Raw genomic sequence first — 26,570 nt, 5'->3', positions numbered from 1 at the left:
TTGCAAAGCTTGCCGCTGTCTATAAATTGGGCATTTGCAGCTGTTGGGTCTAAACTAAAAGTGATGTTTTGCTCAGTGGCTGTTTGGCAATGCATTTTATCAATAGCTCAATGCTTTGTTATTGATACCTAACACACATTTGGAGGCAGACTATGCTCAAGCCTAATTTTAAATCACTATTGCTCGCTAGCACGTTAATCTTGTCACCTTTAGCAAATGCCAGTCTTGAAGATGCCCAATTAGCGGCAAATGAAGGTCGTTTTGAAGAAGCGCTTCATGAATTTAATTACCTTGCAGACAAAGGTTATGCCCCTGCAATGTATGAGCTTGCTAAAATGTACGAAGGTGGCTTTGGTGTGCAACGCGACTACCGTAAAGCAGCAGAGTTGTACGAAAAGGCAGTAAAAAAAGTACATGCTGATTCAATGTTTGCATTAGGTGTACTTTATCAAGAAGGTAAAGGTGTCAAACTTGATAAAGAAAAAGCCATTTCATTATATGAAATGGCATCACAAAAAAATCACCCAGCAGCTCAGTTTAATTTAGGGGTTATGTACGCCAATGGCGAAGGGGTAATTCAAGATTACCGCACAGCACTCAGCTGGTACCAAAAGGCGGCAGCAAATAACTTTACTCTTGCTCAGTTCAATATGGCATTGATGTATTACGAAGGTTTAGGAGTTCCTAAGAACCTCGAGAAATCATACATTTGGAATACCATTGCGGAATACAACGGCAACATGGATGCAAGCCATAGTCGTAAGCTTGATGAGCGCAATATGATGCCAGCAGAAATTGAAGCTGCTAAAGAAAAAGCAGACGCAATTTATGCAAAAATACAGGCTGGTTTATACGCACCTGACGGGCGTTTATAAGTAGGCATAGTACTTGCGCTTAACGGCGCAAGTACATCCATTTTAATAGTTTTATCAGCAACTTATTTTGCTTTAACAATAAGCTGGTACGTGGATTAAACTTACCTGATACTAGGGTATTTCGTGCATGGCTAAATGTTTTAAAGCCTTCAATGCCATGATAGTGCCCCATCCCTGACTCACCAATACCGCCAAATGGTAACTGGTCTGCTGTTACCTGCATCAATACATCGTTAATTGCCAATGTACCACTTCTGATTGCTGAACTTAACTTGCTGATTTTGTCTTTATCATGGCCGAAAAGATACAAGGCAAGCGGTGATGAGTCGGCATTAATTGTGTCAATCACTTGCTGCAGAGATTCATAACTCACAATTGGCAGTAAAGGACCAAAGATCTCATCTTGCATGACCCGCATATCATCATTAACTTGCGTTAAAATATGTAACCCCATGCGATGTTTGAGTTCATCAACTTGATGCCCTTCTATTGGCTCGAATACTTGAGCCCCTTTGTCTTTTGCATCCTGCAAGGTTACAATTAAACGCTGATATTGCCTATCAGAGACAATCGAGGTGAGGTTCTTACCTTCAACACCTTGTTTGAAATGCTTTTTATATAGCTCACTGAGTTGTAGTACTAACTGATGCTCAAGCTTTTTGGGCACAAACACATAATCAGGCGCAACACATATTTGCCCTGCGTTGTTTAACTTGCCAAATAACAGAGTTTTTGCAGCCTCTTTGATATTCACATCATCAAGAATTACCACCGGTGATTTACCGCCTAACTCAAGGGTAACTGGGGTGAGGTTCTTACTGGCCGCTTGCATCACTTTACGCCCTACTGATGTAGAGCCCGTAAACAGTAAATGAGCAAAAGGTAAATCGCAAAACGCCGCCGCGGTGTCGGCTTCGCCTTCAACAATAATACAGTGCTCAGCAAGTGCATCTTCCATTATCTGCTTAATAACAGCATTGGTATGTGGGGTGAATTCGCTCAGTTTTAACATCACGCGATTACCCGCGGCTAATGCGCTAATAGCCGGTACTAATGCTAATTGAATGGGGTAATTCCACGGCGCAATAACACCCACGACTCCTTTAGGCTGGTAATGAATATGTGCCGATGAAGGCCATAAACTAATACCTACACTGCGCGATTCGTTTCGTGACCATTTAGGTAAGCGCTTGATGATGTCAGTTAATGATTTTACCGTTGGCAGTAAATCACCGAGTACCGTATCGAATTCAGTACGGTAACCAAAGTCTTTGCTTGTTGCTGCAACTAGAGCTTGCTCATTGTCTATAAGGCGGGATTTTATCGTTTTTAACAGCTTAATACGCTTATCAATCGCTAAATAAGGGTCTGCCAAAAAGGCGTTATTGAGTTTTATAAATTCGCTCTGTAATTGTGCGTGTATATCAGTCAAAACATCATCTCTTGATAAACGATTTTAGCCACTATAACGAGCTAAATTTATCTGAGCAACTTTATAAATGTAAAAACAGCGCTCAAAGTGAGCGCTGTTATTGGTTGGAATAGGTTGAAAACTTAAAGGCTTAACTAAAAGCCAAAGACCACTGCGGCAATAGTCATGGTCACTAATGTGATCATCGCAATAGCAATTATGTTCAGTGCAAAACCAGAGCGGATCATATCGCGCATTTGTATTTGCCCAGAGCCAAACACGATCGCATTCGGCGGCGTCGCAACTGGCATCATAAACGCACAGCTACATGCAATAGCCGCTGGAATAACCCATACAAGCGGTGTACCAAATACTGACTCAGCAACTGGGCCTAATAGTGGTAAGAAACCTGCCGCTGTGGCTGTGTTACTGGTGATCTCAGTTAAGAAAGTAATAAGGGTTGCCACTGCAAGTACACTTAATACCAATGGAATTGCACTCGCCCCTTCAATCATGTGAGCAATGTATTCAGCAAGACCTGAAGATTTAATTTGCGCAGCCAGTGTTAAACCACCACCGAATAATAGCAACACGCCCCAAGGTACTTTAGCGGCACTTTCCCAATCAAGAATACGCTCACCATCACCTTTGTTTGCTGGTAACACGAACAGCAATAATGCAGCTGCAATAGCAATACCGGTATCAGAGATTTTCAAGCCTGAAAAATCAGCCAGTAGAGGCCTGAAGATCCAGCATACTGCCGCTAAAACAAACACGGCTGCTACGCCTTTTTCAGCACGTTGCATTGCACCAAGCTCTTGTAACTGCGATAAGAATAACGATTTAGTATCTTTACTCGCTGCTTTTGAACATTGTGTATCTACTTTGTAGGCAAATTTAGTTAGCCACACCCAGCATAAAATAAGCATCACGGTTGCAAGTGGTACACCGACTTTCATCCACTCAGCAAAACCAATATCAATCTTGTAGCTGTCTGATAAATACGCAGCCATTAATGCATTGGGTGGTGTACCAATTAAAGTAGCAATACCACCGATACTTGCACCATAAGCGATTGATAATAACAACGCTTTACCAAATTGATCATTTTCAGGGTTAGACTGTTTAACCAACATAGTAATCGACATAGCAATTGGTAACATCATCACAGCAGTTGCTGTATTTGACATCCACATTGATAAAAATGCCGTTACTAACATCATGGCTAAAATTTGTAGGCTTGGCTTAGTACCAGCACGAAGCATAGTATTAAGTGCAATGCGCTTATGTAAACCCCAACGCTCCATCGCGATTGAGATCAAAAAGCCGCCTAAGAATAAAAAGATCAAAGGGTGTGCATAAGGTGACGCGACCCCTTTGATTGCTGCAATGCCAGCAAGAGGTGATATAACCAGTGGCAATAATGAAGTTGCAGGAATTGGCACTACTTCACTCACCCACCAAGAAGCCATCCAAAAAGCAAGGCCTGCGGTACGAAGTGCTGGTACGCTCATACCCGCTGGTGGATCAATTAAGCACGTTAATAACATCACTAATGGGCCTAGCAGTAACATTACTGTGCTCATTAATGGGCGTGGCTGTGAGCCATCTTTTGTTTGATTTACTAATGACATACCGACTCCTTAGAACTTGTATTTAAGGCCAAGTGCAACGCTGTTGTCTGATTCAAGTTCTAAATCTAAATCAGTATAGAATAAGTATGCTGTAGTTTGTTTATCGAAGTTATAGTCAACACCTGCTGTCCATTGTTTACCTTCTTCAGCATGGCGGATCTTTGAGTCGTCTTTAACGTATTGCAGTTTCGGTACCCATTTATCGATTGCGTAGCTTGCACTAATTGCATAACCATTGCCTTCTTTCGTACCGTCGGTAGATTCACTGCGTTGGAATAAACCTGCTAACTGTAGGTTTTCATGTTTCCATGCGGCAACCACACGGCTTGCTGTTAACTTATTTAGTGCATCAACATGGCTGATAGCGACATAGTAGTCTTTAGATTTTAATGCACGGTCACCATAAATAACCGTTGCAGCATAACCAGATTCATCATTGCTGCTATCATCTTTTGGTGCATAAGTTAGCGCAAGTGATGCGCCACCATACGTTTTTGAGCTGTAAGTAATGGTATCGCCGATACGGTCTTGACCAGGGATCAGCTGAGCGATATCAGCTTGGGTTTCGTTAAAGCCGTCAATTTTACCTTCAGAATATTTAAAACGGGTGTCGTTACGGCCTACAACGACTTCACCAAAATCGCCTGCAAGACCTAAGTAAGTATTACGAGCTGAAAATGGCTCATCAGTATCATCATGCTCAAAGCCTTTTACTTGTACTTCGTATTTGAATACGGCTTTAAGCGACTCAGTTAATTTATGGCTACCTTTAATACCAATACGCGAGAAAGGGGCTTCGATTTGAGTACCCTCTTCTGCATAACGCATAACGCCTGTATCTGTGTTTGCTATTTGAACTTCTGCTTTACCGTATACCGCGTAATCTGCCGCCATTGCTGAGCCTGCTGTGCTCGCTAACATTACTGCCGCTGCTACGCGTGTTTTTGTATGAGTGAATATTGTTGTCATTATGCGCCCCTTATTAGGTTCAAATTGTTGTTCCCAACTAGTAAGGCAAGTTGGTTGCCAACTTAGATAATTTTATAAAAACCCTTAAATAACAGCAATTTAAATTAAATGACAATTTTTTGGCTGGCTTTTATGGGTGGATCTCCACACATTTTTAAACCTGTGCTGTCACCAGTTCCACCCATTGTGAAGCGTTTAATGTGAGAGGTTTGTTTAATCTTTGAACATTTCGCGATTAATACCGTATTTGGTCATCTTGTCGTAGAGGGTTTTACGTGCAATTTGTAATGTGACCATGGTGTCTTTAATGCTGCCGTTGTTTCGCTCTAACGCTTCTTCGATGAGTGATTGTTCATAAAAGCTAATCTTCTCGGCAAGGCTTAAGTCTTGAGCAAGTTCGTTTTCATTGTTTGTATCACTATAAGAAGCAAAAGCCAGATCAGAACCTAGCAATACCGCACGTTCAGCCTGATTTCTAAGCTCTCGCACATTTCCCGGCCAATCATAAGCAAGGAGTCGCTGCTTTGCTTCACTACTTAGTGGTGCAGGTGGTTTATGAAAACGTGTCGCCGCTATCGAGCTAAAATGTTTAAACAGCAGTGGAATATCAGCTTTTCTATCGCGTAATGCCGGGATACTCACTTTCACTAAGTTTAAGCGGTAATATAAATCAGCTCTGAACTCCCCTGCTTCAACTAAGCTCATTAAATCAACTTTGGTGGCAGCAACAATACGCACGTCTAAATCAATAGCATGGTTATCACCTACAGGCGTTACTTTTCGCTCTTCAAGTACCCTTAATAACTTTACTTGTAAACTTGCGGGCGTTGACTCTATTTCATCTAAAAAGACAGTGCCGCCTTTGGCAAATTCAAACTTACCTTGGCGAGATTGTGTTGCCCCAGTGTATGCGCCACTGGCTGCACCAAAGAGTTCGCTTTCGATAAGTTGCTCAGGGATTGCACCGCAGTTTATGGCAACAAAATTAGCCGCTGATCTATTACTTTGATCGTGCAAGTAACGAGCGACTAACTCCTTACCTGTGCCTGTTTCACCTTCTATTAAAACATCAGCGGGAGTATCGATAACTGCATTGAGTAAATGCATCATTTGTTGCATTTGCTCGGTTTCACCTAAAATTCGCACACCAGGTGCAGAGGTTTTCTCTACGGCAATTTTTAAGGCTCGGTTTTCCATCACTAAAGCACGTTTTTCTGAAGCGCGCGCGATACAGTCTAACAATTGCTCTGTCAGTGGTTTTTCAAATAAATCATATGCGCCAAGTTGCATGGCTTTAACGGCCACAGATACATCAGCAAAGCCGGTAAGAAAAATAACCGGTAGCTCACTATCAAAGGCTTTAACTTGCTCTAAAAAAGCCAAACCGTCCATTTTAGGCATGTTTATATCACTTAATACAATCCCTTCAAAACGACGACTTAATTTTGAAAGTGCCGCTGTAGGCTCACTAAAACACTGAACTTGATAACCTTCAATCTCAAGGAGTTGCTTTAATGAATCGCGGATCACCGCTTCGTCATCAATAACGATTACCTGATTACAGGTCGCTGCAACTTCACTCATGAGGGTTCCTTATTTGTTTGTAAGGTTATTATAAATTGTGCGCCGCCTTCAGGGCGGTTGTGCGCAGATAATCGACCATTAAATGAGTCGATAATTTGCCGTGAAATAGATAAGCCCAAACCTAAACCATTGCTGGTTTTAGTACTGTAAAATGGCTCAAAGATGTTACCTAATGCGTGTTGATCGATACCCGGGCCAGTATCAAGAATAGAAAGTTTTACGCGGTCGTCGAATAGTTCGAGCTCGAAACTCAATTCGCGCTTTTCAGATTCACTCATTGCTTGGCTGGCATTGGTGATCACGTTTACCAAGACTTGTTCAAACTTAACGCTGTCGACCCACACAGTGATGTTTGCGTCAATATCAGCGGCTTTTACCTCGATATCGTCTTGCTTAAGTTGAGCGCTGGCAATCATTAAAGCATTCTTTAACATGCTCGCTAAGCTTTGCTGCCTCAATTGAGTTTGCGCAGGTTTACTAAAATGCTTAAGCTGCGCGACAATCTTATGGACACGCTCTATGAGTGACTGCACTAGCACTAAATTTTCACTGGCTTGCTCAATATTGCCTTTAATAAGTAACCGTTTTGCACTCACTAAATATGTATTCATGGCACTTAGTGGCTGATTGATTTCATGATTAATGCCCGCACTTAATTGACCTATCGTTGCAAGTTTAGCTGTTTGGATCAGCGCTTTTTGGGCTTTTTCGAGCGCTTGAGTTCGCTCGATCACTTCTTGCTCAAGGCTGTGCCTTGAAAACAGAAGCTTTTTATAGCCAGCAAAACGCACCATTGCCATATGAATTAACACCACCGCAATGGCATAAAACACACTAAACCACAAAAGCCTTGGAATTTGTGCAAGTTCCACATTCGTTACATCCACCAGCACAGTGGCGTTAGCGTTAATAATCGCTATTTTTTCTGAAGCGCTGATATAGCGCGCTTGTTTGCCATCAAGTTGTATATTTTGCTGAGCGGTCTGTTCACTTAATGGCTTATTAGTATAAGCCAGTAAACTCGGTTTATGAGACAAGTAGCGCCGCGACTTAATCAAAGCGGCCATTTGTTCATCATTAAGTGATGTAAGTGCTTTTAAGCGCCAATCCTCAACGTCTGACATCACTATGACACTGTCTTCTAATGCGATATAAAAATGAGTGCTGTCTGATGCATTAAGTAGCTGACGGTCTTGTTCAAACTTTTTCGCATTCACTTTTAAAGTGACAACGGCAATAACGTTACCTTTATCGATAACAGGCTCTGAAAAGTATATGCCTCGCTCACTTGAGCGCATGCCTAAAGCAAAATAAGCCACTTTTTCACCTTGCTTGGCTAAATAAAAATAAGGCCTAAAAGCAAAGTTGCTGCCCAAAAAGGTGTAATCAACCTGCCAATTACTACTTGCCACAACTGAGCCTGTTAAATCCATCAAATAGACATCAGATGCACCACTGGCACGTTGAATATCTTCTAAATAATAATTAACGGCTTGCTCGCCAATCCCTTGCTTTACAACAAAAGATTTAACTAAATCATTGGCGCTCACTAGGGTAGGAATGGTTTTAAATCGGGCTAATTCACTTGAGAAATAATGACTTAACTGAGTCGCTTGTACGCGACTTTGTTGCTCTGCTTGTTGATAATCGTGAGCGCGTCCAACGTAAAAAACTAACACAAGCAACAACAAAAGCATTGCACCTGCAATAACTAACTTTTTACTTAATGACGACATTCAAACCTTTGAGAGCAGCGCAACTAGAAATTGAACTGGTAGTGTAACGATAAATCTTCTGTTGTACCAGCGACAGCGCCATTGTCCATACGTGGATCAAACACATTATATTTTTTACCTAACAGGTTTTCTGCTTTAAGCATTAGTTGGCTGTTAGCGTTTAGTTGCCATTTTAAGCTGCCACCTAATAAGCTATAGGCAGACTGTTTAAAGTGAGCACCGGTAACTGAACTTACTTCTACTTTATCACGCCATAGTAGGTTTAAACTCACTTGCCAGCTGTCAGATAAATTATAACTACTCACTAAGCTTGCAAAACGCTTAAAGCTCGCATTAATTGGGTCTTCAAAGTATTGCGTATAGGTACCTGTTACAGAGAACTCTTTACTTGATTGCCAAGTAGCATCAAGCTCAATACCACTGTTTTGAGTATTAAATGAGTTTGTAAAAGTAAACAAGGCATCATTAGATTGCGTTGGCTCAATATTTATAAAATCATTGAGTTCATTATAAAAAAGCACCGCATTAGCTTGTAACTCTGAGGTTTGATAATGCCAAACAAGCTCAGTGGTTTTTACCGACTCAGAGCGAAGTGACGGGTTACCTACGGTGACATCATCATTTGAAAAAAGCTCATTAGTAACGGGTGTTCTGAACGATTCGCCATATTGCACTTTTACGGTATGCTCTGGGTTTATTACATAAACGCCTGCAAGGCGAGGCGAAAGTTTACTGTCGATGTCTTTCACATCGTCATATCGTGCCCCTACAAATAAAGTAAGTGCATCTGAATAAGGTATTTTTAACTGCCCGTAGGCGCTATATGTTTCGAAGGTATATTTAAGTGATGCAAATTCAGGAAAGTCCATCACCGTCACAATACCTTGCTGATAATAAGCGGGGTCAATAATGACTAACATCGACTCATCATCATAGTAATTAGTACGCACCCCAGCTTCGACCTGTTTAGCCTCTGCGTATTCTATACCCGCTGCAAGCTGCCATTGATTTTCAAATTGATAACTCAGTTCAGTCTCAAATTTGCTATCGGTCGTTTGCCAAGCTGGACCAAGTAAAAAGTCAGGTATATCGTCAAACGCAGCGATTAAACCAGCACTTGAGATATTATGTTTAGTGTACGAGTAACTAGAATCTAGCTTTAACTTATCGTTATTAATCCAGTTATATTTAACACCAACAAAAGTGTTATCACTGGTGTGTTGGTTTTGCGTTGAATAGCCGGCAAGGTTTAAAAATTCATCAAGGGATGTTTCGTTGTAACGAGCACGTAATTGCAGCTTTTTGTAATCAACACCTGCTTCTAGGTAAAGCGCTTCAAGAGGATCTTCTACTCCTTGCGGGTAGCTTTCGCCGTCTTTTTGATCATAAGAAAAACTCGCAAAGAGTGATGTATCATCACTAAAAGAGGTATTGAACTGCCCTGTTGCCCCGTAGCGACCATTGTTGCCAACCACAAGTTGCAGAGCATTTCGCTCTTTAGAGGTAACAATATTCATCACCCCTAAAAATGCATTACTGCCATACAGCGCCGAGCCTGGACCGCGAATAAACTCTATTTTTTCAATAATTTCAATAGGAATATAAGGCATGTAAGCAGAGGCTTTACCAAATGATGATTCATTGACACGCTCACCATTGATCATCACCAGTACATTGCCGCTATCAAGGTATACACCTCGAGCATGATCTTTAGGCACAGCACCAACCCAATCGCCACGGGTTGATTGCATACCTGGCACAAAATTCATTACCTCATAGGCGTTATCAACACCAAGCGCTTGAATTTGTTTACGGCTAAATACACTCATTGTTGAAGGAACAGATGACAAGGTTTCGCTGGTTTTACTAGCAATATCGACTTGCACATTAAGCAAGTCTTCAAAACTTAAAGAGAATAAGTCTTGCTCGTCAGTCGCATTTGCAACCATTGGAATGGTTGAGGCAACTGCAATTGAAAAAAGTGCTGAACATCTTAAAAGCTTCACGCTGCGAGATACCTGTACTAATAGCCCATGCTGCAAAAGCAACACCTTGTTTACACTATTAATACAAAAGATTGGCAAGCTTGCAATGTTTTTATAGTTTTAGTTGAAGAGTTCTCGGAAGTAGATACAAAAAAACCCACTTTCAGCTAAAAATGGGTTTTAATTTTATTGAGCTAAGCTTAATTAAGCTTTTTCAACATTAGCAGTACGCTTTGCCTTGATGTACTTATATAAACCAATAAGTGACGCCGCTATCCAGAAAATTTCGATAACAAAACTAGCAAGGTTAAAGTTATAACAAAGACTAATCAGTAACAGAATTGCACCTGTTAAGTTCATCATGTTATACACAAGGCCGGTTGGCGATGCTTTATTCAGTTGTAATAAAAAGAAAGCACCAACCACTAAGAATGTGCCTGTCATGCCAATAATATCAAATAAAAGTGCTATCACGTGCGTGAGTCCATTTTGTTCATGTGTTTATACCCATACAACTGGCCCAATCCATGGGGAGGGTTGTTTTCATTCATTGAAACAGCAAACCGGTCAATAGTATCAGAGCATGAGGGATAAACGAGGATAAATGTCCGTATTTTAATTACAGTTAATATTTACTCAAAGCAAATACTCAGATCTTCATGGTTAAGCTGCTCTAACTTTGTCAAAGATGATTGACAAAATTCAGTGGTATACATGGTTTTAAACTCCGCAGGCACTTCATTTACCCACCAAGAGGCTTGATCAGCAATAGACAAAGAAAGGTAAAAAACATCAAACTTTAGACCATCTGCCACATAAAAGGATGATTTGCCTAAATGAGTTGTGTCACTTTCTATTTTCAGTTTGCTGTTTGGGGACTCGACAGTAATCCAATCGAATTTAACGACATTAGCTTCATTTTTTATAGGCTTAAGTCTAAATGCGCCATATTTGTATAGGTTATCGCTTGGGTTTATAGCTCTTACGAACACATATTCATTGTTGTTTATTTTTGTATGAGAAGCTACCTCTCCACATGAAGTCAAAATGGGCAAAACGCCAAAAACCATAAGCAAAGCAGCAAATGCATGTTTAACCAAGTTAATGTTTTCCTTGTTGATTTTTTTCCCAGTAAAGCCAATTTACAGAAATGGTATTAATACTCTTTAACTAACATTAAATTAAACATCAAAGATGTGGCAAATACTAATCTACTTATGCGTTACCTTACCACCGATAATTTTTAGAGCAGGTGCGCCGCGGATCATGGTTTCGCGGGCGAATTGACGTTGGCAGTCAGGGCATGTTCCGGTTTCATTGGTAAAGTCTTGGCTAATGCGTTCGACAAAACATTTAACCAACGCGCCCTTTCCACCTTTGCGGTATTTAAATAATTGGCTTTTACATTGAGAGCAAAAAATATCGACCGTTTTAGTCGGGCCTTTTTTGTTAGGTTTTGCCATGACAACTACATTGCTAAATTAAAACCTTACTTTACCATGTTAAGGCCAGAGCCCCAAAACTAAGCCAATTATAGAAAACTGTAATATTGAATAACTTGCATTAACTAAAAACAATTTTAATGGGCGTTGTTCAAAGATATAACCAATCCCTAAGGCACAGCTTACCCAACATAAGCCAATAATGAAGCCAGTGCCTACGGCCACTCCCACATTGACATTTGCACCAATAAATAACGATAAACTAAAGGCAATTAAACAACATAAAACAAAGCTGCCACCAAACACCATAACCGGGTTGATGCTTTGCAGGTCAAGCTCAGTTAAACCACAGCTTTCCATCCAAATACGTTTAAAAAGCCAAGGAGAATACCACACAGCGCCCAATAGGAAAGATGCAAGGGCAGCAAAAAAAATCGCGAAGAAATTAAGTTCAGAAAAATGCATACACCAGACTCATAAAACTAACAGGGTTAATTTGACTTTAGTTAAGTATCAGCGATGCGGCAAATCAAAAAGGCTGAGATTTGTACCCATTTACACTCAAACCATACTTTTGCATTAAACCCTGCTTTATTTCAGTTTAATAAATAATCAATTTAGTGTTGTACGGGTTTTTTCTGTAATTTACGTTGTAGGGTTCTTCTGTGCATATTAAGTTGGCGCGCAGTTTCAGAGATATTACCATTGTTGCTATGCAATACATGTTGAATATGCTCCCACTCAAGGCGCTCTGGCGACATTATTTGGCTTGGCTCTGTGCTTTCCAACGAAACGCCTGATTCAACATCACCCAAAATTGTTTTTAATAATGAATTACAATCGACAGGCTTTGGTAAATAGTCATCTGCACCTAGCCGTATGGCTTCTACGGCGCTGGCAATACTGGCAAACCCCGTGAGTAATACGATACGCGCTGAAGGAAATTGTTCTCTTAAAGGTTTAATTAGCGCAAGGCCGTTATCATCCCCAAGTTTTAAATCCACTAGAAAGTGGCTCGCCTCAAAAGTGGTAATTTGTTGTAAAGCTTGCTCACTGTTATGAGCGAGCTCACATGTAAAGCCTTGTTTTGTAAAGCGCCTTGCCAGTGTAGTAGCTAGGTTTACATCGTCTTCAATAATTAAAAGTTTCATACAATTTTTAAACTAACCATCGCAATCGCGCCTTGCTGCGGGTGATTACTGAGTGTTAATGAGCCATTCAAACGCTCTAACGTCACATTCGAGAGCATCACAGCCATCCCCATTCCATCGCTACTTGGCATAAGCTGACCACCTAATGATGCCATTTGCTGCTCACTAAAGCCTTGACCGAAATCACGCAACGACAATGAAAGTGTTTGCTTATCGATTTGCCACTTAGCCTCAATCTTGTGTTGCTGATTGTGGTTGTTTGCCGCTACGGCGTTTTGCAGTAAGTTCAAAATAGCTGGCAACAGCATGGCATCACTTAAAATCGAGCATTCAGGGGCGTCATTTTGCCACTCTAAACTTTGCTCTGGAAAATGCAGAGTCATCGCATCTTGAATGGTGTTTTGTAGTGTTTTAGCGCTAATCACCTGTTTCGTTTCACCGGTTCTTAACGCATTTGAAAGTGATCTAAAGTGCTCAAGCTGCTCTTTACACTGGGCTAATGGTTTAGCCATTTCTTGCACAATAGGATCATTAGCTTGCTGCTCTTTAAGCTCTTCAAATAACAGCTGTAAGTTTGCTATCGGCGTTGCTAGCTGGTGCGTTACTTGTGCTGCTGCGCCATCAAGCGTTAATAACTGCTCATGCCTTAATTGTTGCTCGCGAGTGCGTGCAATGGTGGTTTCTCTGGCTCTTAACGCACTGTTTAATGTGCCAATTACAAAGGCAATAACAATGGCGCTGATAACAAAGTTAATCCACATACCAATAAAATGATGTGTCATCTGCATTTGGTGCATGGTGTGTTCAGGCATTTTTATCAGTAAAAAACTATAAGCGGCGATTGCCAGCACTGCCGTGTAGGCAAGCCCTTTTGCATTAACAGACACCGCCGCTATCATTATTGGTAACAGCAATAACGAAACAAACGCATTGGTTGCCCCGCCACTTAAGGAGAGCAAAATAGTTAAAAACAATAAGTCGGCTGTCAACTGCATCAACACAGCAGCAGGCTTGGCTTTCGTTACTTTTCTATAAGCAAATATACTTAACAGCTGAAAGATTGCTTCAACACAAATAACAGCAAGTAAAGGCAGTAAAGGAATTTGGTATTCAAATAAAAAATACACCGCTATCACAGCAACAAACTGCACAGCGATTGCGGCGCTTCTTAAAATTAGCAGGCGACTTATCGCCGGATCGGTTTGCATAACGGACTCTTTAAAGCTTAATCATCGTCCATAGAAATAGTAAAAACAGCACAAGGCGTTCCTTGATGAAACACCATTTGCCATTGTTTACCATTAAAACGCCACAGTGACATACGCACTGAGTAGTTAAACTCTGAGCGAGCAGAACGTCTAAAGGCCGCTTGATAGCTTAGCTGTGCAACATCGTCACTGAGCATACGACCTTTAAAATGTTGATTATAAAACTGCGGTACCACCTCAGTTGGTAGGCGGGTTAAAACTTGGAACTTATTAAATGACGTGCCATCAGCGGCTATTTCAATAAAATCATCATCTAGTAATGCATCAAGCGCTTCAGCAGATTGCCGAACCTCTGGCTCAAGAAGCTGTCGTTCTGCATCAATTAAATGATTAAATAACGTCTCTTTAATTTTACCGCCCATAGTAACCCTTACTGTTTGAGCACTTTACCGCCCTTCATAACAAACTGAACCTGACTAAGTTCACTAATGTTATCAAGCACATTCATATTTACGCTGATAATATCTGCTTGTTTACCAACACTCAAGTCACCAAGGCTTTCACTTTGACCTAATAGTTTTGCAGCTTCGACGGTAGCTGATTTAATCGCTTGCTTTGGTGTCATGCCATATTTAACTAATAACTCAAACTCTTTGGCATTATCGCCATGCCTAGATACGCCAGAATCAGTACCGAAGGCTATTTTAACGTTATTTTTTAACGCTAATTTAAACGATGCTTCCATTTTTGGGGCGACTACTTCGACTTTATCAGCAATCGCTTTTGGCATATTTGGGTTATTTAGTACTTCTTCTTTTACTGTAGCGCCAGCGAGTAACGTTGGAACTAAATACGCGTTTTGCTTTTTGAAAAGCTTAACAGTGTCTTTATCTAAAAAAGAGCCATGTTCGATTGAATCAACCCCCGCTCTAAGCGCTGCTTTTATGCCTTCTGTGCCATGAGCATGAGCGGTGACTTTACGGCCTAAATGATGAGCCGTGTTAACAATGGCACTGAGCTCTTCATCTGTAAATTGCTGGTTCACACCCGCAGCGGTATTACTTAAAACACCACCTGTGGCGGTAATTTTAATCACATCGGCACCACTTTTGATTACATCACGCACTGCACGAGTACAATCATCAGCGCCATCACACACACCTAAGCCACCCCCTTCTGTCGCTTTGGTAATATCACGGCGATAGCCATGCATATCACCGTGACCTCCGGTCGGTGTGATCATATCTCCCGCAGCAAAAATGCGCGGGCCAACAATATCGCCACGTTCAACCGCTCGCTTTAATGGGAAGATAACTTGATAGCTGCTACCTAAATCGCGCACAGAGGTAAAACCTGCATCAACCGTACGTTGTAAGTACTTTAGAGAACGAAGAGCGTAATCGGCTTCGTATTCAGTTGCCCATTGGTGAGGGTTACGTTTTGCATCTCGCTCAAATGTAACATGAACGTGCATATCAATCAGACCCGGCAATACCATCTGATTTTTTAAATCAATAACATCTGCATCACTAAGATTTAATTGCTGCTTTGTTAAATAGCCTGCTTTTATTGCAGCAATTTTACTATCTTCAATAACCAGTGTTTGTTGTTCTTTGACATCTTGTTCCGTGCCTACCAGCACCTTTCCAGCATATATAAGCGTTGTTTGTGCATTAACCGCAAACGCTGATAATAAAGATAGTACCGATAATGTGCTTATTTTTAGGTTTATTTTTTTCATAATCGCCTCTTTTTTATACTAGGTTTAACTTAAATACGCGGTAATTGCTATTATTTACGACATAGCAAAGCAATGAACTAGTGTTAACAAGTGAATTTTGATATAACTTCGGGAAAATTTAACAAGTCTGACCACATAAAGAGAACACATTATGTCTTATGCCCAAATTACTGGCTGGGGTAAATGTATACCACCAGCAAGCATCAGCAACGAAGAAATTAGCAATATTGTTGATACCAACGATGAATGGATCACCACACGTACAGGCATCAAATCTCGCCGTGTCAGCCATGTTTCTACTGCCGACTTAGCTACGGTTGCTGCAAAACATGCCCTTGCCTGCGCGGGCGTTGATGGCAAAGACATTGATCTTGTGATCCTTGCAACTTGTACTCCATCAACAATGGTGGCAAATACAGCGTCTCTAGTGCAAAAAAATATTGGTGCGGTAGGCGCAGCAGCAATGGATACTAACGCTGCATGTTCAGGCTTTTTATATGCATTACAAGCAGCCACAGCGCAAATTCGTGCAGGTATGATCAAAAAAGCAGTCGTTATTGCTGCTGAGCGCATGACTTGGTACATCAACTGGGCGCGCCGCGACAGTGCTGTATTATTTGGTGATGGTGCTGGTGCCGTTGTATTAGAAGCCTCAGATACGCCATCTGGTTTACTTGCAACTAAAACTGGCTGTGACAGTGAAGATCGCGATATCTTACACATCGAAAACTTTGGTAGTGATTTAAATAAATACGAGCCAATTGGCCCGTCTAACTTGTTATTCGAAGGTCGTGAAATCTTCAAGCGTGCTGTTAAAGGTATGAGTGAAGCCTGTGATGACGTGCTAAACCAAGCACAATTACAGCTTGATGATATTGACGTATTAGTTCCTCACCAAGCAAACTTACGTATTATCCAAGCTATTCAGCAACGCTTGAAAGTAGCTGACGAAAAAGTCATGGTGAACATTGCCGATTACGGTAATACATCTGCTGCGACAATTGCGATTGCAATTTGTGAAGCTGTTGAGCAAGGGCTTATCAAGCCAAACTCAAACATTATGTCAGCGGCATTTGGTGCAGGCTTAACGTGGGCGGCAAGTTACATTAAATGGGGCGAGCGCGTGACACCAATTGCGGTGTCTGATGCAGCTCTACCTGAGTGTGATAAAACAGGTCTTGAACTTGTTGCACCGGCTGTTGCGGCATGTAAAGCGGCAGAATAAAAAGCTGCATTCATTAATAGAAAAGCGCGGCTTAGTCCGCGTTTTTTTATGAGCATAAAAGGAATCGACCATGGAATTATTAGGCATCCATCACGCTGCAATCATCTGTAGTAATTACAACAAATCAAAGCATTTTTATAGTGAAGTATTAAAACTGCCGATTATTCACGAGCTATACCGCGCTGAACGTGACTCGTATAAATTAGATTTAGCACTTCCTGATGGTAGCCAATTAGAATTGTTTTCGTTTCCCGGAGCGCCACAAAGACCCAGCTATCCAGAGGCACAAGGGCTTCGACATCTAGCATTTAAAGTTGCCGACATTGCAAACGCTAAGGAATATTTAGAGCAACAAGGTATTTCAGTTGAAGAAATAAGAGTGGATGAAATCACCGGGAAGCAATTTACGTTTTTTGCCGATCCCGATGATCTACCGTTAGAGCTTTACCAACTCTAGATTATTGAAAGCGATCTTGTAGGTAGTTAAACACGGCGCGAATACCCAGTGCTTCACCCCCTGTAGGACGACCTGGTAATGAACGTAAGTTCCAAGCCATCACATCAAAGTGCACCCACGGCGTGCTTGGCTCGACAAACTCTTTTAAATAAAGCGCAGCAGTGATTGCACCACCGAATGGGCTTGATGCACAGTTGGCAATGTCAGCTACGTCGCTTTTTAATAATGCTTTGTATTGATCAAATAACGGTAATTGCCAAATTGGATCATGACAGCTTTCGCCGGCATCCATTAATTTGTTCGCAACATCTCGGTCATTTGCGAAAAAGCCAGGCAATTCAGTCCCTAAAGCGATACGACAAGCACCTGTTAGGGTTGCAAAGTCAACAATCAGCTCTGGGTTGTCGTTTTGCGCTTCAGCAAGTGCATCGCACAGTACTAAACGACCTTCAGCGTCCGTGTTATCAATTTCTACAGTGATCCCTTTGCGTGTTTTGATCACATCACCTGGTCTAAATGCATTACGAGAAACCGCATTTTCAACTGCAGGTACTAGTACTCGTAAACGAATTGGTAAGTTGGCAGCCATAATTAACTGTGCAAGGCCAATAACATGCGCAGCACCGCCCATGTCTTTTTTCATGTAACGCATGCCTGAACTTGGTTTTAAATCTAAACCACCAGAATCAAAGCACACCCCCTTACCTACTAAGGTGATCTGCGGAGCATCTTTTGCACCCCAACGTAAATCAAGTAAGCGCGGTTTATTCTCAGATGCGCGACCAACCATGTGGATCGTTGGGTAGTTTTGCTCTAATAATTCATCACCAACCCACTCGCTAAACTCACCATCAAAGGTGTCTGCTAAATCTGCCATCACTTGAGAAAGATGTTGCGGCATCATATCTGCAGCAGGCGTATTAACTAGATCACGGACTAAATTAATCGCACTTGCATGCTGCGATAAACGCTTAACTAAAGATTCGTCTTGAATAGCAAGTGTGGCACGAGGCGATGGTTTTTCTTTATATTCACTAAACTCATAACCACCTAGTACAAAACCAAGTGCAACCTGTTCGACAAAACTGTCATCACCTTGAATTTGGTAGCAACCCGCTGGCAGTTTTGTCGATAAGTCACCCGCTAACCAAAAGTCCTGTAAATCATTAACTAAACAATAAACATGCTCAAGCGAACCTGATTCACTATCTGCAACTAGCGCGATGCCTTTGTTTTTAAAATCACAATTTGTTAGCCAGTTTTGTAAAGCTTGTGGTTGCTTGGTTAACCACGTTGCTAGGTCAGCTTTAGCAATAAATGAAAGGGGAATTCCCGTAGAAGAATGGCGAATTAATGAACTCATTAAACGACTCGATATAAAGAAAAGGTAATTAAGCATACCAACAACTTGGTACAAAAGGTATAGGCAAAATCAGATAAGCAAAACCAAATCAGTGTTTGTTTTGCTTCTCTTTTTCTTCTTTTTCGACTTGTTGATCAAGCTCTTTAATTGAGCGGTTCATATTGAACGAACTAGGTAAAACATCAACACCGACCCATTGCCCTAGTTTAACAACTAAAGGAATGGTGATAGGTGAAAATGGCAATACAGCAAAGACACCTAAACCGAGCCCTTTTAAAATATCTAAAAACTGCTCATTGGCTGTATGTAACTCTTCTTTAGTAGCTAAGCCTTGGGTGTATCGCCTATAAATATGAAGCATCTCTTTTGTTTCTTGCTTTTCTTGGGCAAGTGCGATTTTAAGTGCTACCATAGCGCGCTTGAAACGTAGGGTCTGACGCTTTTTGGTAATTTTAGCCACTCTGAATGGGGCTCGATGAATAACTTTGTATAATCGCATTTGGCTATTTTCACACAGCATGCGAAGTTCACAAAGCATAATTTACTTATATTAGTTTTTGTTTTATTCTTCATACTCTATTCGTAATTATTTTTCAGTATTAAAAATGAACACACCTATACAACAGGCTGAGCCAAAACCCCAAAAGCCGGCCCCAGATGAATGTTGTGGTGGTGGTAGTTGTTGCCCATGTGTGTGGGATGAATACCGAGAAAAATTAAAACAATGGCAATTAAACAAAATTCCGCAACAAGCCTAATAGACCGTTCCAAATCCAATTCCGCTCAAAAACCAATCAAAAAATTCCTTTTTTAAAATATTTTTGGATATTTTATATACTTTCTTACGCACAAAAGAAAAAACAAGAATAATTTATCCCCTGCAATTTCATGCACATAATTAAAAAAACAATAATAACTTGCAAATAAAAAAGCCAAAAACAACATCGTATTAACAATTTGCAAAATAAATTTACAGGCTGTATAAAAGATTTACACCAAGTTTTTTGATTAGCTTTGGTGACATAATCATAAATATTCTAACTGGGGAAGTCGGAATGAAATTCAAAAATAATGCGCTACAACAAGCAATTAAATTTGCTTTAGCGACAACAACAGCAGGCCTGTTTGTGTCGGGTTCAGTTGTTGCTGCAGAGCAAGCAGCAGAAGAAACTAAAGTTAATAAAAATGTAGAAAAAATTGCCGTGGTAGGTACTCGTTCAGCACCACGTTCAATCGGCGATTCACCAGTACCGATTGATATCATCGGTGGTGAAGAGCTAGATAAAGGCGGCAACACTGATATGCTTGAGCTTTTAAAAGGCTCAGTTCCTTCTTTTAACGTTCACCAAAACCCAATCAGTGATGCAGCGTCACTTGTTCGCCCTGCTAACTTACGTGGTCTTCCATCAGACAGCACATTAGTGCTTGTTAATGGTAAACGTCGTCACCGCGCATCAGTTATCGCCTTCTTAGGTGGTGGTATCAATGATGGTGCTCAAGGTGCTGATATCTCAGTTATTCCAAGTATTGCTTTAAAGCAAGTAGAAGTACTTCGTGACGGTGCTGCGGCACAATACGGTTCTGATGCAATCGCAGGTGTAATGAACTTTGTATTAAAAGATGCCTCTGAAGGTGGTTCATTCGAAATTCGTCAAGGCGAATACTACGAAGGCGATGGCGATACAACGCAAATTTCAGGTAACGTAGGTTTACCATTTACTGACAGCGGTTTTGCTAACTTAAGCTTCCAATATAAAACAGCTGATGCAACTAGCCGCTCAGTGCAACGTCCTGATGCAGCAGCGCTTAACGCTGCAGGTGTGCCAGACGTTTCTTCTTTAGCACAAGTTTGGGGTGCGCCTGAAGTTGATGATGATATCTCAATCTTCGGTAACATCGGTTTAGACTTAAGCAACACATCGCAATTCTACATGTTTGGTAACTACTCTGAGCGTGATGTACGTGGTGGTTTCTACTATCGTAACCCACACACTCGCCCAGGTGTTTACTCAAATGATGGTGGCGAAACACTGCTTGTTGGTGATTTAACTGGCGATATGAGCGGGAACTGTCCTACCGATATCATGATTGATGATAACGTTTTAGATAACCAAAGATACATCGATCTAGTTGCTAACAACCCAGACTGTTTTGCATTTAACGAAATGCTTCCAGGCGGTTTTACACCTAACTTCGGTGGTAACATCACAGATACTGCTTTAACAATTGGTACTAAAGGTGAAATCACATCTGGTTTCCTTGAAGGTGCTTACTATGACTTAAGTGGTACAGTTGGTTATAACGAATCACGTTATTTCATCTATGACACAATCAATGCGTCATTAGGTCCAGATAGCCCTCGTGATTTCAGCCCAGGTAAATACTCACAGTTAGAGAAAAACTTTAACGCTGATTTATCAAAAGGGTTTGATTTTGGTTTAGCTTACGATGTAAACGTTGCCGGTGGTCTAGAATGGCACGAAGAAACATTCACAGTTGTTTCTGGTGACGAAGCGTCTTTCACTGCGGGTCCACTAACTGAACAAGGTTTTGGTATCGGTTCGAATGGTTTCCCTGGTTTTAAACCATCTGATGCGGGTGAATACACACGTCGTAACTACGCAGCGTACGTTGATGTTGAAGCTCCATTCACAGAAGACTTCCTAATGGGCTTAGCACTACGTTATGAAGATTATGATTCATTTGGTTCAACAACAAACTACAAGTTAACGGCTCAATACCACTTAACTGAAGACCTAAACGTGCGTGGTTCAATCAGTACTGGTTTCCGTGCACCAACCGTTGGTCAAGCAAACGTAAGTAACGTACAAACAAACTTAAGCAGCGGTGTACTTGTTGACTCAGCACTTTTACCACCAACAAACCCAATTGCCGTGCAATTAGGTGGTACAGAGCTTGAACCCGAAGAATCACAAAGCTATACATTTGGTGCAGTTTGGACAATTGGTGACTTATTCTTCACTGTTGACTATTACAACATCCAAGTAGATGACCGTATCAGTCAATCAGATAAAATTGAGTTAAGCCAAGCTGATAAAGACACACTTGAAGCAGCGGGTGTACCAAACGTACAAAACTTAGCGCAAGTAAGCTTCTTCACGAATGACTTTGATACAACAACGCAAGGTATTGATGCAGTTGCTAACTATTCAACTGACCTACTAGGCGGTAGTTCAACATTCAGCTTAGCGTACAACTGGAACGACACTGAAGTAACTAAGTCAACAGACATTACTGGTGAGTTTAAAGTAAGCCGTTTAGAAAATGACTTACCAAATCACCGTGCAACGCTTAGCTGGGCACAACAGTGGGAAAACTTCTCTGCATTTACACGTGTTAACTACTATGGCGAATACCAAGGCGTTCACGTAGATTATGATGCAACAGCGAAAACAGCTGATGCAGCAGTAACGATTGATGCAGAAGTAACTTACTTCCTAACTGAAGAGCTTAGCTTCTCTGTAGGTGCTACAAACTTATTCGACCAAGAAGCAGAGAAACTTGATTTCTATGACAGTACTGGCATCCCTAACAACAACTGGGGTGGTAAATACTACGAAACGTCGCCGTACGGTATCAACGGTGGCTTCTATTACGTGAAAGCTACGTATACTTTCTAAATAGAACCGCTTTCTAGGTTGAGCAATCAGCCTAGAAAGTCGATACCCCGGATTTATTCTGGATATTTATAGTTATTCAAGGCGAAAGACATTTCGCCTTTTTCGTTTTATAGTAAATAAAAATAACAAATAACCCGCCATTCCTATGCTGTTAGAAAAAGCGAACCAACTACTGAATGAAAACAAGCTTAAAGAGGCCGAGTTTCATTTTAAAACCATTCTCGATTCAGATCCTGAAAATGGCGAAGCGTTATTTGGATTAGGCCGCATTGCCCTGCGTTTAGAGCGTTATGATGCAGCGGTTTACCTTCTACAAAGAGCCTGTGAACGACTACCTCACATGCTTGAACCACTCCATGCCCTTGCCGATGCTTTTAATGGCGTGCATTCGCCACAAGATGCCTTAACCGTACTCGAATATGCAAAGTCAATTGCCAGCCATAACCCTGAGCCACATTACTATCTTGCTCAGCATTATTTAACCTATGGTGAGCTAGACAAAGCCTACAATATTTTAAAACATGCCCTTGGTATGGGAAATTACCCTGTAAAAGCATACATTTTATTTGAGTTAGTGCAGTTTGGACGTTTTAACAACGAACAAAATTACATAAATGAGCTACACCAGTTTTTAACTTTAACCAATAATCTGCGCTTAAAAATGGTGTGTTATTATGCACTGGGTAAAAGCTATGATCAGTTAAATGATACAGAACAAGCTTTTAACTACTTCAGCCTTGCTAATAAGCTACAAACAAAACTCACGCAGTTTAAAACCCGTGACTTAGTGCCTTTTTATCAGCGCATCATAGAGCAAAATACAGCTGAGCTAATTGATGCCAGAGACAAAACATTCACAGGCACAATTACCCCCATTTTTATAATTGGCATGCCAAGAAGTGGCTCAACGCTGGTAGAGCAAATGCTGGCAAGCCACAATGACTTTGCCAGCCTTGGCGAAGATGCCAGTATCAGTAATCAGGTTGTTACATACCTTGAACAACAAACGCAACTCCCCTACCCAGATTGCTTAGCAGAGCTAAACCAAGGGCTAATTAACAATGCCCGCACTATTTATATTGAACGAATAAAACAAGCGCCAGTTGTACGCCCCTTTATGATCAATAAGCTACCAGCTAACTATCAGTCACTTGGATTGATTTACTTACTCTTTCCTAACGCCAAGTTTATTAATATGCAGCGCGAGTATAATGCAATGGCTTGGTCAGTTTTTAGCAACTATTTTGCTGAAAACGAACCTTATTTTTGTTCACTCCCAGAGTTTAAACAGTACTTTGATTTGTATCAGCAGTTAATGGAACATTGGCAAAACGTGATGCCAGAGGCGGTTTTTGATTTAAGCTATGAAGCACTTATCAGTGACAGCGAACAAACACTAACAGCCCTGTGTAAGTTCTTAGACATTGAGTACAGCACACAATTTTTAGATTTTTATAAGTCAAAAAAACCGGTGGCAACGCTCAGCAAAACGGCTGTGAGACAGCCGTTAAGTGATAAAGCATTAGAGAAATACAAACGCTACGAGAGCGCAATGCACACGCTTATGCGTGAGTCTCAAACCAGTTCAACAAGTCAACAAACTGATCAAAACGCGCCTGTGGGTGAGTAAGCATATTAATGTGATCATAATCGACCTTATGGCCAAACTTACGGCCATAAATGGTCATCGTTTGCTTGCCGATGCCAGACTCTTCCATAAACTTTTCAATATCAATCGGCTGGCATAGGGCTTTATCTTTAATACCCGCCACATGCATAATGGGCGGCAGCGCCTTATCAGCTAATGCGTTGGCGTAATCAAAGCCATCGTCAGTATCGACCCAAGGTTTACGCTTAGCCCACTGCATACTTTGATAATGCGATTTACGGGTTTCATCATCACTGCCCCACTTCAGCTTTTTAGCCGGAACAAAGCCATGCTTACGGGCAACTAAGGGTGCCAAGCCATACCAAATTAAATTACCTTGAATATACTTGCTTGGATGATGGTTATACAAAGACCGTTTAGAACCAAAATAGCCGCAGGCTTTAACATCATCAATCAACTCAGGAAAACGGGCAAACACACTGTTCATTAACACCCCGCCCCATGAGTGCGCCACCCAATAACGAGCAGGCTCGCCTTCAAGCTGCTTAATTTTATCTAAAAATGCAGGGATATCTTCTAAAATAGCCTCGGTTTGACCATACTTTGCATGCTTTGAAATCGCAGGTTTACTCTCACCACGACCACGTAAATCTGCCACATAGCAAACATAGCCATGCTCAGCTAAAAATGGTGCTAAACCTTTATTGCTGTGGGTGTAAAAGATTTTGCCATTTTCAACGGCACCATGCATAAAAAACACCGCAGGGCCTTTCGCATCAGTCTTACTGATACGGCGTAAATGTAAGGTTTGGCTTTCGGCGAGTTTAATAAACACCGATTCTTGTTTAATCGTCACGTTTGACCTTTTTATTCTTATAGACTCATCGTACCAGTGTTAAGTTACGCCAGTCTATTCAGCAAAGCAAGTTTTGCCTGTGGCGATTGCCACTCAAAATGAGAATCTCAGGCACGATGAGATTTTGATTAAATAGTAACACCAATGCAGAGCCATTATTCATTAAAGTTAGAAGTTCGACTTGCAGGAGCCTTTGGCTAAATGATCTCTAACTAAAAGCTATGAAATGGTGCTGAAAAAGTTTATTTGATGATTTCTATGGTTTCGGGGCTGATGTCTTTATAGATAAAGACACAAAATATATGTAAGTAACACCAAAACGAAACGTGAGGGCATGCCTCACCAACAAACATTTTCGGTGGGCTTCAGTTATAAGTTCTAACAATCATGATGCACAATAAAGTAGGCATTATATGCTTTATTGCTTGCTTTATTAGGCATTATTTAGGTTTATTAATATCTTTAAGCTATCAAAGTTTGGTATTTCCTTTACTAACCAGGAGCGATTATTTTTGACGAAAAACTTTCTCTAGTAGGCTTAAAGACCTTCATCAATATTCTGAAAAAATGGAGCATTGAACCGAAAAATAAAAATGTTATTTAGGCTTAGATATTCAAAACATACTGAATGAGAAAGCTTCTGGATTTAAAAATAAACCTACCGGAGCTTTCTTGAATTCGAACTTCACATATCATCCAAATATACAAATCATTACGAATTATTTTTCGTTAAGAACATCAAGCAAATATCCTTTGGACTATGGTACCAAGAATTTAGGGGTGCGACTTGTGCGCACAAAGGTGTTGATAAAGGTTGATCCGTAACAAAACGCTCAAGAAGGAACCTCAATGTTTAGCTACCTCTGAAAATAGATATTTAGAGCATTTACGTTAACTCGCTTTGAGGCAGTTATATTTGTAACCCATCTTTGGACAGGAACGTTTTAAGTAATCGGCTGTATTAGGTTAATTTCGCATAAAAGCTTCTATGGAGGAAGGTGCCTTGTTAAGGGGGGAGCAATGCAGTACCGAAGCCGACGCATGCCAGCTTAAACACTAAAGTCAACGCATAATAAAATTGCCACGCGTTGCGAATCACTCTTAAACAGTTTGTTATGTAACTGACTCAAAGACAAACTCATAGTCTTTATTTACCCAGTTTTTGCCTAGAATACGCAAATGCTTGGGATAGTTGCCATTTTCATCGTACCAACAAGAAATGCGCTTCCCATCAGCACTTTCTTTAAGGACAGACTCAAACCTTTTTTTCGCTTGGCTATATTTGTTATGTTCAGTTCCCCAAGCAATGAACACCTCATTGGCAAGTCCAAGTTCACGCTCAAGCACCTTTAAATTCTCTGAAAGCCCTAAATCATAGTTCCCAACTAAATCCTTGGGCTCTGTAGATCTATAGGGAAATAAATTTACGACTGTCACGGCATCAAAGTTTGCATCCACGCAATAGTTAACCACATTGGCGAATGTATTATCCATTCGGACGATATCTGCTTTACTTGGGTTGAGTAATATAAACAAAGCTTTCTTCTCACCGCCTCCCCAAGCTTTTGTTAGAGAAAAACGTAAACTTTGCTTAGTGTCGTTTGAGAACTCAGCAGAAACCTTTATTGTTCTATTAACTTGTATTGTCAATGTTGCAACTCCATTTGTTACATACCAACTCTT

At 40.9% G+C, this 26,570-nt stretch carries 24 protein-coding genes; 6 read left to right on the top strand and 18 right to left on the bottom strand.

What is annotated here, in order from left to right; translation table 11 throughout:
• Positions 1-152: 152 nt before the first annotated feature.
• Positions 153-875 (top strand): tetratricopeptide repeat protein, encoded by a 723-nt coding sequence (locus tag CWC28_RS17555; protein WP_105173412.1) that lies wholly within the window; start codon positions 153-155, stop codon positions 873-875.
• A 19-nt stretch (positions 876-894) separates the two neighbouring features.
• Here the strand turns inward: CWC28_RS17555 and CWC28_RS17550 are convergent, their stop codons facing one another.
• The 14 genes from CWC28_RS17550 to CWC28_RS17485 all read right to left on the bottom strand — a co-directional run bounded on the left by CWC28_RS17550 (position 895) and on the right by CWC28_RS17485 (position 15,736).
• Positions 895-2,307, bottom strand: a complete 1,413-nt coding sequence (locus tag CWC28_RS17550; protein ID WP_105173413.1) for a coniferyl aldehyde dehydrogenase — start codon at positions 2,305-2,307, stop codon at positions 895-897.
• Between the two features lie 134 nt (positions 2,308-2,441).
• Positions 2,442-3,872 (bottom strand): SLC13 family permease, encoded by a 1,431-nt coding sequence (locus CWC28_RS17545; protein WP_249324982.1) that lies wholly within the window; start codon positions 3,870-3,872, stop codon positions 2,442-2,444.
• 57 nt (positions 3,873-3,929) lie between these two features.
• Positions 3,930-4,841 carry a porin gene (locus CWC28_RS17540; RefSeq protein WP_249324981.1) on the bottom strand — a complete coding sequence of 304 codons (912 nt, stop codon included), beginning with the start codon at positions 4,839-4,841 and terminating at the stop codon, positions 3,930-3,932.
• A gap of 261 nt (positions 4,842-5,102) precedes the next feature.
• Positions 5,103-6,473, bottom strand: a complete 1,371-nt coding sequence (locus tag CWC28_RS17535; RefSeq protein ID WP_138625513.1) for a sigma-54-dependent transcriptional regulator — start codon at positions 6,471-6,473, stop codon at positions 5,103-5,105.
• Entirely contained in the window at positions 6,470-8,209 is a 1,740-nt protein-coding gene (locus tag CWC28_RS17530) for a sensor histidine kinase (RefSeq protein WP_105173417.1), read from the bottom strand. Before CWC28_RS17530 ends, CWC28_RS17535 begins: the two co-directional genes overlap by 4 nt.
• 23 nt (positions 8,210-8,232) lie before the next feature.
• Complete coding sequence (locus CWC28_RS17525) at positions 8,233-10,215, bottom strand: TonB-dependent receptor plug domain-containing protein (RefSeq protein ID WP_249324980.1); 1,983 nt, start codon at positions 10,213-10,215, stop codon at positions 8,233-8,235.
• 183 nt (positions 10,216-10,398) lie between these two features.
• Positions 10,399-10,668 carry a CBU_0592 family membrane protein gene (locus tag CWC28_RS17520; protein WP_138625512.1) on the bottom strand — a complete coding sequence of 90 codons (270 nt, stop codon included), beginning with the start codon at positions 10,666-10,668 and terminating at the stop codon, positions 10,399-10,401.
• Between the two features lie 158 nt (positions 10,669-10,826).
• Positions 10,827-11,294 carry a hypothetical protein gene (locus CWC28_RS17515; RefSeq protein ID WP_138625511.1) on the bottom strand — a complete coding sequence of 156 codons (468 nt, stop codon included), beginning with the start codon at positions 11,292-11,294 and terminating at the stop codon, positions 10,827-10,829.
• 111 nt (positions 11,295-11,405) lie between these two features.
• The gene (locus CWC28_RS17510) at positions 11,406-11,657 is read right to left on the bottom strand and encodes a hypothetical protein (RefSeq protein WP_105173418.1); all 252 of its coding nucleotides are present in this window, start codon (positions 11,655-11,657) and stop codon (positions 11,406-11,408) included.
• A 39-nt stretch (positions 11,658-11,696) separates the two neighbouring features.
• The gene (locus CWC28_RS17505; protein WP_063703553.1) at positions 11,697-12,101 is read right to left on the bottom strand and encodes a DUF1761 domain-containing protein; all 405 of its coding nucleotides are present in this window, start codon (positions 12,099-12,101) and stop codon (positions 11,697-11,699) included.
• Between the two features lie 152 nt (positions 12,102-12,253).
• Entirely contained in the window at positions 12,254-12,787 is a 534-nt protein-coding gene (locus tag CWC28_RS17500; RefSeq protein WP_138625510.1) for a response regulator transcription factor, read from the bottom strand.
• Positions 12,784-13,995 (bottom strand): ATP-binding protein, encoded by a 1,212-nt coding sequence (locus tag CWC28_RS17495; RefSeq protein ID WP_105173420.1) that lies wholly within the window; start codon positions 13,993-13,995, stop codon positions 12,784-12,786. The genes CWC28_RS17500 and CWC28_RS17495 overlap by 4 nt, the downstream gene beginning before the upstream one ends.
• Before the next feature lie 17 nt (positions 13,996-14,012).
• Positions 14,013-14,417 (bottom strand): nuclear transport factor 2 family protein, encoded by a 405-nt coding sequence (locus CWC28_RS17490; RefSeq protein WP_063703547.1) that lies wholly within the window; start codon positions 14,415-14,417, stop codon positions 14,013-14,015.
• Positions 14,418-14,425: 8 nt separating this feature from the next.
• Positions 14,426-15,736, bottom strand: coding sequence for a metal-dependent hydrolase family protein (locus CWC28_RS17485; RefSeq protein ID WP_138625509.1), 1,311 nt, complete (start codon positions 15,734-15,736; stop codon positions 14,426-14,428).
• Between the two features lie 151 nt (positions 15,737-15,887).
• Between CWC28_RS17485 and CWC28_RS17480 the strand changes: the two genes are divergently transcribed.
• Complete coding sequence (locus tag CWC28_RS17480; protein WP_063703540.1) at positions 15,888-16,961, top strand: ketoacyl-ACP synthase III; 1,074 nt, start codon at positions 15,888-15,890, stop codon at positions 16,959-16,961.
• 70 nt (positions 16,962-17,031) lie between these two features.
• Positions 17,032-17,418, top strand: coding sequence for an SMU1112c/YaeR family gloxylase I-like metalloprotein (gloA2, locus tag CWC28_RS17475; protein ID WP_063703538.1), 387 nt, complete (start codon positions 17,032-17,034; stop codon positions 17,416-17,418).
• Between the two features lies 1 nt (position 17,419).
• Here gloA2 and CWC28_RS17470 read toward each other — a convergent pair whose 3' ends face one another.
• Together CWC28_RS17470 and CWC28_RS17465 are read right to left on the bottom strand one after the other, a co-directional pair.
• Positions 17,420-18,781: a leucyl aminopeptidase family protein gene (locus CWC28_RS17470; RefSeq protein WP_138625508.1), complete on the bottom strand. Its 1,362-nt coding sequence runs from the start codon at positions 18,779-18,781 to the stop codon at positions 17,420-17,422.
• A gap of 88 nt (positions 18,782-18,869) precedes the next feature.
• Entirely contained in the window at positions 18,870-19,280 is a 411-nt protein-coding gene (locus CWC28_RS17465; RefSeq protein WP_105173788.1) for a hypothetical protein, read from the bottom strand.
• 106 nt (positions 19,281-19,386) lie between these two features.
• Here CWC28_RS17465 and CWC28_RS17460 point away from each other — a divergent pair, with 106 nt between their 5' ends.
• The 3 genes from CWC28_RS17460 (at position 19,387) to CWC28_RS17450 (ending at position 24,052) form a co-directional block, all read left to right on the top strand.
• Complete coding sequence (locus tag CWC28_RS17460) at positions 19,387-19,539, top strand: oxidoreductase-like domain-containing protein (RefSeq protein WP_138625507.1); 153 nt, start codon at positions 19,387-19,389, stop codon at positions 19,537-19,539.
• 297 nt (positions 19,540-19,836) lie between these two features.
• Positions 19,837-22,422 (top strand): TonB-dependent receptor plug domain-containing protein, encoded by a 2,586-nt coding sequence (locus CWC28_RS17455; RefSeq protein ID WP_063703537.1) that lies wholly within the window; start codon positions 19,837-19,839, stop codon positions 22,420-22,422.
• A gap of 145 nt (positions 22,423-22,567) precedes the next feature.
• The gene (locus tag CWC28_RS17450) at positions 22,568-24,052 is read left to right on the top strand and encodes a tetratricopeptide repeat-containing sulfotransferase family protein (protein ID WP_138625506.1); all 1,485 of its coding nucleotides are present in this window, start codon (positions 22,568-22,570) and stop codon (positions 24,050-24,052) included.
• On the opposite strand, the gene CWC28_RS17445 is transcribed toward CWC28_RS17450, so the two are convergent.
• Together CWC28_RS17445 and CWC28_RS17435 are read right to left on the bottom strand one after the other, a co-directional pair.
• Positions 23,985-24,887 carry an alpha/beta fold hydrolase gene (locus CWC28_RS17445; protein WP_062565546.1) on the bottom strand — a complete coding sequence of 301 codons (903 nt, stop codon included), beginning with the start codon at positions 24,885-24,887 and terminating at the stop codon, positions 23,985-23,987. The genes CWC28_RS17450 and CWC28_RS17445 overlap by 68 nt on opposite strands.
• Positions 24,888-26,000: 1,113 nt before the next feature.
• Entirely contained in the window at positions 26,001-26,537 is a 537-nt protein-coding gene (locus CWC28_RS17435; RefSeq protein ID WP_171038320.1) for a DUF1643 domain-containing protein, read from the bottom strand.
• Between the last annotated feature and the right edge of the window lie 33 nt (positions 26,538-26,570).

This window comes from Pseudoalteromonas sp. S4492, from assembly GCF_005886115.1.
Lineage (GTDB): Bacteria > Pseudomonadota > Gammaproteobacteria > Enterobacterales > Alteromonadaceae > Pseudoalteromonas > Pseudoalteromonas gelatinilytica.
Note: the sequence above shows the minus strand (reverse complement) of the source record. Positions and strands in the feature narration are given on the sequence as shown.